Source organism: Fibrobacter sp. (genome assembly GCF_045112255.1).
GTDB lineage: Bacteria > Fibrobacterota > Fibrobacteria > Fibrobacterales > Fibrobacteraceae > Fibrobacter.
Genome location: NZ_JBGUHR010000039.1, coordinates 43,392 through 52,989 on the forward strand (window position 1 = coordinate 43,392; position 9,598 = coordinate 52,989).

The following is a 9,598-nucleotide window of genomic DNA, read 5'->3' on the forward strand; positions in this document are numbered from 1 at the left end:
TGACATACTCTTTATCTATTTTATAAACAGTTAAAGATAATCATTAAAGGTCACACATGTTCAACATCCACTTTTCCTTCAGCCCGAGCAAAATATTTCTTCTTTCATTAACGGTAATCGTCTTCGGGCTTTTCGTTTACCTTTCGGGGAGCTATGCCTCTGCGACAGTATTTTCTATACTGTACGCCTTTTTTGCAGTTGCCGATTAATCCGCGACGCAGCGGACATAGAGACCCTTGTAAACGCTGGCATCGGTGCGTTCAATATCCTTGTCCGCACGGTTAAATTCCCAAGAGCGGGCGGTATTCGCTTGAACCGAGGTTTTAGACCAGTAATGTCCAGAATTCATCCCGTCGCAGAAATTATCCCAGTCCTGACAGCCGCCCTGCCCTAAATTATCCCAATCGAGCGTAGCGCGGTCTTTCTGGAAATCACGCCATTCACCATCATCTGGCAAGTGCCATCCCGAAGGGCAAGCCTTGAGTGCGTCATCATAAGTGTAATAGCGTCCAAACTTTTCGCAATAGGTTTTATCTTCCACATAGCACTGCTTTTCAGAAGTTACGCTGAACGCGAGATTTTTCATCATCCAGATTTTGCCGCCACGGACATCGACCTTGTACTTTTTGTTGTCACGCTTGTCCGTAAAAATCATATCCTTCGGAGAGATATTCTTTTCGGCAAACTGGTCTCGCGCAAAAACGCAACGGATCTGGATGGCATCAGCTTCTTCGATATCCACGTACTTCGTTGTTCCACGCTTGGTTTCAAGCCTTATGGCGTGATTGGCTGGGCCACGGACCGCAAAATAGGCAAAGCCTTTTCTGGCATTCACCACTTCATCAAATTCAAACTTGTAAAAGCCGAGCGCAGAATGTCCAACAAAATCATTCATGCTCTGGATTTTATCCGGACCGGAGAATTTTTCTTCAATCAGTTCATCCCAGTCGGTTTCATCCGGGAGCTGCGTTCCTTCCGGGCATGATGCTTGCCAGCTATCGCTGCGATAAAAAGGAATTCCGTTTTCGTCAGTAAAGTAAGAGGTTTTGCTGTACTTGAGACTTTGTTTGAACCAGTTTAGAGAACCTGAAGGAATTCCGCGATAAACACGCCCATCCCTGTAATCTTTAAATTCGGCTGCATAATTATGGCTGACCACAGACACGGTCAAAATAGCAACGGCACACAAACGATGCCACACCTCATCCAACATCAATAACCTCTTCTAGCAAAAAGACTTACGAAGTAAGCCTACACAATATATATACGCTTTTTCAAAAAAAATGCTATAAAAAATTGTCAAAAGTAAAAAATAGCGCCGATATTGCCCGGAATTGCCCAAAAAGAAATTTTCTTTTTACAAATTTCATGCAATTTAAGCACACCAAAGCTTACGCCCGTTCCCACTAGCGCCCCAACTACAACATCAGTAGGATAATGTTTGCCCGCGACAACGCGCAAGGCGCCAACAGCCCCGGCAAGCGTCAATGACGATGCCCACACGAGACCTCTGTACTGAGAATTCGGATAAATTTCCGAGAACCACGTTCCTGTAAACACCGCCACCGTGAACGCCGTCGATGCATGCCCAGAATAGAACGAGCCGTAAGCTTCCCCACGTGCGGACTCCGCTTTTTTGCGGCCTTCACCACGTTCAGCATAAATGTAAGGGCGTGGCCATAACTGCGTCGAACGTACCAGCTGGTTCAAAGCGTTCTGCAAGGCAACTGCTTCCACAAACATGAGCGTGAAGGTTCCAAAGTCATGACCATCGGCATCACCCTTGTACCAGGAATAACCAGCCAATGCAAGAGGTGCTACTGCCAAGGCTCCCGAATAATGGCTCACGGTCGTCGCCCATCCACTGTAACGCCCTGCAAATGGGCGATCCCACGGCAAAAGCTCCGATTTAGGCTTCAGATTGCTCGAAGAAATGCGCGACATCCCGTAGTACTGATAAACTCCCAGTACCGAGGTCATGACGATTCCGAGCGTAAGCGGAACATCCAAGCGGACCGAGACATCATAGTGGCGAGCGCTTGACGCCATTCCAGATGCGTCGGGCATGTTTCGAGATGCGCCGGAGATATTCCGAGATGCGCCGGGCGTACTAAAAGCAAGCGTTGCCGAACACAGCACCGCAAAAAGCACTCGAAACAAGCTTTTAAATCGCCCAGAAAACATCAAAAGTCCATTAAAAATTTATATTCACAGACACAAACATACAAAAGTATTGGCGGAACACGTGACAAATTCGAATTTCAACCAGAACCGAGAACCCATCATCCCGAACATGGAACTTTTTGGAGCCATTTCCGACGAAATGCGCCTCAAGATACTGCTCCTACTGGACCAGTCCGAATTTACTGTCAACGAAATCAAGGACATTCTGGATATCCACCAGAGTAACGCAAGCCGACACTTGGCAAAGCTTTCGCAATGTGGACTCGTGAAAGACCGCCGCGATGGCATCAAGGCTTATTACCGCCTGAGCGAAGAACTCTACATGAGCAGCCGCCTGTTGCAGATCATCCGCGAAGCCTACGATGAACTGCAGGACAAGGATATCCTCAAATGCCGTGCCGCACAAGCGCTCGAAGAACGCACCGACAAGACCAAGGGACAAATCCACAAGCTCGATCAGGCCGGCGGTAGCCTCAAGGCGCAAATCAGCCTATTCAGCAAACTCATGGTGCCGTTCGAAAACGCCGTGGACATCGGATGCGGCGAAGGTGGAGACCTCTCGCTCATGCTCGCGAGCCGCTGCAAGAACGTGACCGCCCTCGACTACGATCCGAAAATCATCAGCGGACTCCAGCAGATTTTGCACCAGAAGGGCATCGAAAACGTGACGCCGAAAGTCGCGGACATGACGCAGACGGGCCTCCCGTCCAACTACGCGGACCTCGTCCTCATGAGCCAGGTATTACACCACGCGACAGACCCGCGCCTCGCCCTCAAGGAAGCGACCCGCATCCTGAAACCGGGTGGAATGCTTGCGCTTCTGGACCTCGCCCAGCACAAGGAAGAATCGTTCCGCACGACCCACGGCCACATTTGGCTTGGCTTTGAACGCAGCCAGCTCGAATTCTTTGTGAAGGAACTCAACTGCAAGGTCATCGAAAGCGAAATCATCCCGAGTGAAAACGAAGTCGACAAAAAGCTCCCCGTGATTTGCATGATCATTACTAAGGAGTAGGTCATTCAGTCTAATAACCAATGACTAAAGACCAATAACTAAAAATTCACTTGACCATTTCGGGAAAATCAAATATTTTTATAAAAAAATTCAAGGAGAATCTCATGGGCAAATTGATCAAATATACCGTATTCATTGCCATCTGCATCATTTCTGCATTCGGCATCTACAGTCTCGTCAAGACGGCTAAGACCGACGAAAACACGCTCGAATAATTTCGATCGCAAATTCGTTCAAAAGCAAACAATTTAACAAACCGTAGCGGGCAACCTCTGCGGTATTTTTATATTTCCTTATATGAATTTTCTCAATAAGAAACCTGCATTCTTTGTGGCTATGGCCACAGTTTTCTTTGCGATTTTGCTGTTCGTCTTCCGCGATTTCGCATTCGATTCCAGTCAACTCATGCTCAACAGCGACCAGCTGAACGGCATCGGCAGCCGCATTTTGCGCACGTTCGACATCGTCCTCACGGAATGGGACGATAGCCGCCTTGGCGGTGTCCCGACGATTGACGCGCTCTTTGCCGATGCTTACCACCCGCTCGTGTGGACGCAGTTCATCATGGATCCGGCACGTGCCGTCGGTTTCAAGTTCATCTTGACCGTGTGGGTTGCCTTCATGAGCGCGATGCTCCTCGCCTGGAACTTGACCGGCAACAAGTGGTGGGGTTCGCTTCTCGGATTCCTCTACGCATTTTCGCCGGAATACTTCACTTACATTTACGGCGGCCACGACGGAAAGATGATGGTCTTTGCGATTGCCCCGCTCGCTCTCCTTGCCATCCGTAAGATCGTCCGCGACGGAAGCCTCCACTACCTCATCGTCTTTGCCCTGAGCATCACATGGATGATTCTCGGAAGCCACTTGCAGCTCACGTATCTCTTCTTGTGGGGTGCAGGTCTTTATACGCTCTACGAAGCCGCATTCCATTGCAACACGTTTGCAACACGCGGTAAACGCGTCGGGCTTGCAGCCGCAGCACTCGCCTTTGGCCTAGCCCTCAGCTGTTTCCAGATTGTACCGCCCTACCTCTACACCACAACGCAGTCCGTTCGCGGTGAAGGCGAACATACCAATTACGGTCACGCCGTGAGCTGGTCCTTCCACCAGGAAGAAATGGCGCAGATGCTCATTCCGGGATTTATCGGCGTCGATGTCTACGAACAGGATGAAAAGTCCAATTCGTTCAAGGGCAGCTCCTTTGTCGATGTGACGATGGACGAATACCGCAAGATGGCCGAAGCCGGCAGCCAGGGAAGTCCGTTCTACTGGGGCCACAACAGCTTTAAGCTCGACCACAACAACGCAGGCGCTCTCCTCACGTTCCTTGGATTCCTCTGCCTGTTCCTCCCGGGCAAGCGCCGCTGGGCAAGCTTCTGGGGACTCGGTGCCGTCGTCGCCTTGAGCTACGGCATGGGAGACCATTCCCCGCTCTTCAAGCTCTGGTACAATATTCTGCCGGGCGTCAAGAATTTCCGCGCACCAGGCATGGCCCTTTTCTGGCTCCCGCTCTTGCTCGTGATGATGGCAGGCCCAGTACTTCGCGCTGTTAGCGACCCGAACGAAAATACCACCCAGAACCGTCGGGCACTCTTGCACGGAACCGCCATGTTCGTCATCCTGCTTTTGCTCGTCGTCATTGCACGTTTCGACTGGACACTCTTTATCAGCCCGTTCGGCTTTGTGGTTTGCCTCGTATACGCCCTCGCATGCCTCGGCGTGATGAGCCTCGATGACCAGGGCAAGGAAATCAACGTCAAGAATTTTGTGGATGCATTCAAGGCGAAACTTCCGGGAACATCAAGAGGCGTCCAGGCAGCCGTCATTATCGGATTTGCGGTCATCGGAATTTTCCTCATGAGCGGTCAGAAGCTCCTGAACGACCCCGTCACAGCCCCGTACTTCAAGCCGCTGAACGAAGTCGTGATGAACATGACAGCCTCGAAGATTATCCCGAGCTTCATCCTGATTCTCGTAGTCATCGGTACAAGCCTAGCCGTTTTCAAGTGGAAAGGGAGCACCCCCGCCAAGGTCGGAATTCTCGCACTTGTCGCAGGCATCGAACTTGTGACCATCAACGGAGCATTCATCCAGAATGTTCCCGCTAAAGAATACTTGCAGCCAAATAACGGCGTTGTTGCAGCGCTCAAGGCTCCATACAAAGCTGATCCGATCAACCAACCGCGCGTTCTTTCGCTATCCCGCAGCAAGGCCCTCAGCGGCAACATTTTCCCGCAGTACCACATGCGCAATGCGGACGGATTCCACGACAACGAACTTGCAAGCTACCGCGAATTCCGTGGCGGACAAGGCAATTCGAACTACCTCCTGAACATCAACGATCAAAACGCACCGCACCCGTTCCTCGACTTGATGAACATCAACGCCATCATATTCGACACGCAGCGCGGCACGACCTACATGCCGATCCCAACCGCCATGGGCGAAGCCTACATCTACGGCGAATCAACCACGATGGAAGATTCCAAGGCAATCGACGCGCTCAAGAATGGATTTGAATACCGCGAAAAAGTCATCCTCTCTGAAGAACCGCAAAACAAGGGTGAAGGCGGTGTGGCACAAGGCAAGGCAAAGCTTGTCGCAAGCCCGAAGATGGATACGCAAGTGTTCCAAGTTGAAAGCGACCGCGCAGGTTTCATGGTCGTCGCAGGCAACTACCACCCCTACTGGAAAGCGACCGTCAACGGCAAGGAAGCCAAGGTCTACAAGGCATTCGGGAACCTCCGCGCTGTCGAAATTCCAAAGGGCAAGTCCGAAGTCCGCATGGAATACCGCTCGAAGCCGTTCCACGCCTGCCTTAAGGTCAGCTTGTTCGCCGCAATCCTGCTCATCGCCCTCGGCGTGTTCGTCTTCGTAAAGAACCGCAAGACAGCACAAGCGAAGTAGCCAAACGCAATTACCAAACGCATAAAGCCCACCATCCGGTGGGCTTTTGCTATTAGAAAATCAGAACAGCAACAAAGTCTTTCAGTTAGAGTTCGCGATGTTCCTCATCGGCGAAAAATAACTTAGAACGTTGCGCGCAACGAACGCATTCCAAGCGGAGTCTTGATTCGAACAATAAAGCGGCCCGCAGGAACACCTTCGAGATAGAAGATATTTCCAGATTGCATCTGCTGCACCGGGACATGCTTACCATCGTAAGAGCACAGTTCCACCTGTTCACGGCCAGAAAGCTTCAAGCCGGGAACTTCAAGGATTGCACGGCCAGAACCCAAATTCTGCAAGCGCATTTTAGGAGCCTGTGCAACATTCTTAAGGGAAACACGGTTATCAAAGCCTTCAGGAACAGTTCCCTCGTTAGAACTTGTTTTGGCATTAAGATTTGTACCCGTAGACACTAACGCAAGTGGAGCGACAAAAAGGACCTTGTTGTCTGTGGCTCCCTCGATTAAGATATCCCCTTTATTCACGCAACTGTCCAGATTTACAGATTCCAACACATCGGTCAATCCGATAAGGCCCGAGATCCACCCCTTGGCGACAGCGTTGTTATTGACAGTAATATTGCCCGCATTTACAGACTTGAACAAATCCAGGCTAGTAGCCCCTGGGCGAACAAAACCGACAATACCACCGACTTTAGGGCTTACCGTGTTATCAATAATAATTTTTCCGTTGTTTTCCATGCGGCTCGCCTGCTTGACTTCCCAAATGCCAGCGATACCGCCAATCTGAACATTTTCCTGCTTTTCTTTACCGTGATAAACGACATCGCCATTATTGATGCAGCTGTCGAGAACCGTATTGGTGTTACCCGAAACATAGCCATAAAGCCCACCGACCGCGGCATACGAAGCCGACACCTCGACTTTACCGTAATTAACGTTTCCGACTATATTTTTTTCAGAAGGGAGTGACGGGTTCACGCCCACAAGGCCACCGACAAAAGCATATTGCGCAGGGACACTGACCGTAACATTACCCTTGTTCACGTTATCCTTGAAGGTATAGGGCGCAATAATTTCGCCAACAATGCCCCCCACCTGAGAATAACCGTTCCCATCAACCGTAATGTCAGCCTCGTTCACATTGCGTTCGAGTGCACCCGGATCTACAAGCACACCCATGATGCCGCCAACCGCAAGCTGTTTCACAGAAGAAACACTGATGGAACCCTTCACCGTATTATCATAAAAGCCAACCCAATCCGCAACAGTATTGCCCATCAAGCCGCCAAACTGGAGGTCGGCATTCTCGTCTTTCATGGATTCGAATTTCAGATTGACAACATTGTTCCGCAAGACGACCTTGCCCGTCACCACCTGCGAAACAAGCGTTCCTGCAATTCCCGACGTGCGGATGTAGGCATTTTCGAAAACGACATTGTTGAAATAGAGCGTATCGTTGCCGTTGTTGAAGACCGGCCCAAAGAATCCCGTATTCCCGACCCTACCCAGCGAGTCGTCCATATACAAGTTCGAAATCTTATGGTTTGCGCCATCGAAGCTCCCTTCGAAAGGACCAATCGGCTTCCAGTTGCCGACATCGCGACCGCAAACCGTACTCAAGTCCAAATCTTCAGTCAGCTTGAAATGCAAACCCTCGCCACCGTTTTTCAACTTGACGCCCTTGTACATACCGCTATCCGAAACAGCATTCCGGAACTGAAGAAGTTCCTGAACAGAACTGATGGTGAGCGGATCGTCCTTTGTTCCCTGATCTGCAGCAAAGCTACCGACAGCAAGAGCCAAGACCCCAAACATTGAAAATAATTTCATTATTTCCTCCTTGTTATCTTGTCTTTAATATACAAAAAAATCCCGCCAGGGAATACCTGACGAGATTTTAAAACGTTCAAAGACGAACTGCAACATCTACTATCCCGCTAAGTATAAGCGAGTATAGCAAGGCCGCAGACCCCGAAGCTGTACAACTAGTACAGCGAGAGGGTCGAGAACGCCGCTAGACGAAGCTTAGACGACGCGGGTCATGCCGCTCATGCGGTCGCGGAGCCAAGCACCGATTTCTTCAACCGGATGGTTACGGATGTTCTTGTTAACCTTGATGAGTTCTTCGTTATCGACAGCGTTGGTATTGCCTTCGTTGAAGATATCGCCAACGTCGCCCTTCTTGACTTCGTTCTTCATGAAGTCAGCGAGGAGAGGAACGCACTTGTTAGCAAAGAGGTAGCAGCCGTATTCAGCAGTATCGCTGATGACGCGGTTCATTTCGAACAGCTTCTTACGAGCGATGAGGTTTGCAATGAGCGGAGTTTCGTGGAGGGATTCGTAGTAAGCGCTCATCGGCTTGATGCCCACAGAGCACATGGTTTCGAATGCGAGTTCCACACCGGCCTTGATCATAGCGGTCATGAGAACGCCACGGTCGAAGTATTCCTGTTCGGTGATCTGCTTGTCAGTTGCGGCAACCTTTTCGAATTCGAGTTCGCCGGTTTCGCCACGCCACTTGAGGAGGTCCTTGTCACCAGCTTCCCAGTCGACCATCATCGTGCTGGAGAACTTGCCAGAGATGATGTTGTCCTGATGTTCCTGGTAGAGCGGCTTCATGATCTTCTTCATCTTTTCAGCAAGTTCCGTTGCGCGGATCTTAGCCGGGTTGGAAAGACGGTCCATCATGTTCGTGATGCCACCATGCTTGAGAGCTTCGGAAATCGTTTCCCAGCCGTACTGGAGGAGCTTCACAGCGTAAGCCTTATCGATACCGAATTCCTTCACCATCTTGTCGTAGCAAAGGATCGTACCAGTCTGGAGCATACCGCAAAGGATGGTCTGTTCGCCCATGAGGTCAGACTTCACTTCGGCGACGAAAGAGCTTTCGAGAACGCCCGGACGGTCAGCGTGGAGACCAGCAGCGTAAGCCTTGGCATAGTCCCAGCCCTTGCCTTCAGGGTCGTTTTCCGGGTGAACAGCAATAAGGCACGGCATGCCGAAACCACGGAGGTATTCAGAACGAACTTCGGAACCCGGTCCCTTCGGAGCGACCATGATCACAGTGATGTCCTTGCGGATTTCCTGGCCTTCTTCGACGATGTTGAAGCCATGGCTGTAAGAGAGAGCTGCGCCCTTCTTCATGAGCTTCATGATAGCCGGGATCACGTTGTGGTGCTGCTTATCCGGTGTGAGGTTGCAAACGAGGTCTGCATCCGGAATCATTTCTTCATAAGTACCGACCTTGAAGCCGTTTTCAGTAGCGTTCTTCCAGGACTGGCGCTTCTGTTCGATGGCTTCCTTGCGGAGCGTGTAGGAAACATCCAAACCGCTATCGCGAAGGTCGAGACCCTGATGGAGACCCTGAGCACCGCAACCGACGAACACAATCTTCTTACCCTTGAGGGCTTCAACACCACGGCTGAATTCAGAATGTTCCATGAAACGGCAGTGGCCAATTTCTTCGAGTTGGCGACGCATAGGG

Annotated in this window: 6 protein-coding genes; 2 read left to right on the forward strand and 4 right to left on the reverse strand. The window is 50.7% G+C overall.

Going from position 1 to position 9,598, the window contains the following annotated elements; genetic code table 11:
- Positions 1 to 205: 205 nt before the first annotated feature.
- On the reverse strand, positions 206 to 1,213 hold the full coding sequence (locus ACJMM9_RS04615; protein ID WP_405324266.1) for an FISUMP domain-containing protein: 1,008 nt from the start codon (positions 1,211 to 1,213) through the stop codon (positions 206 to 208).
- Between the two features lie 86 nt (positions 1,214 to 1,299).
- Positions 1,300 to 2,067, reverse strand: coding sequence for a phosphatase PAP2 family protein (locus ACJMM9_RS04620; protein ID WP_405324268.1), 768 nt, complete (start codon positions 2,065 to 2,067; stop codon positions 1,300 to 1,302).
- A gap of 178 nt (positions 2,068 to 2,245) precedes the next feature.
- Here ACJMM9_RS04620 and ACJMM9_RS04625 point away from each other — a divergent pair, with 178 nt between their 5' ends.
- Positions 2,246 to 3,199, forward strand: a complete 954-nt coding sequence (locus ACJMM9_RS04625) for an ArsR/SmtB family transcription factor (protein WP_405324270.1) — start codon at positions 2,246 to 2,248, stop codon at positions 3,197 to 3,199.
- 297 nt (positions 3,200 to 3,496) lie between these two features.
- Complete coding sequence (locus tag ACJMM9_RS04630; RefSeq protein WP_405324272.1) at positions 3,497 to 6,109, forward strand: YfhO family protein; 2,613 nt, start codon at positions 3,497 to 3,499, stop codon at positions 6,107 to 6,109.
- Positions 6,110 to 6,231: 122 nt separating this feature from the next.
- Here ACJMM9_RS04630 and ACJMM9_RS04635 read toward each other — a convergent pair whose 3' ends face one another.
- Together ACJMM9_RS04635 and ilvC are read right to left on the reverse strand one after the other, a co-directional pair.
- Positions 6,232 to 7,944, reverse strand: coding sequence for a hypothetical protein (locus tag ACJMM9_RS04635; RefSeq protein ID WP_405324274.1), 1,713 nt, complete (start codon positions 7,942 to 7,944; stop codon positions 6,232 to 6,234).
- A 195-nt stretch (positions 7,945 to 8,139) separates the two neighbouring features.
- The gene (gene ilvC, locus ACJMM9_RS04640; protein ID WP_405324276.1) at positions 8,140 to 9,594 is read right to left on the reverse strand and encodes a ketol-acid reductoisomerase; all 1,455 of its coding nucleotides are present in this window, start codon (positions 9,592 to 9,594) and stop codon (positions 8,140 to 8,142) included.
- Between the last annotated feature and the right edge of the window lie 4 nt (positions 9,595 to 9,598).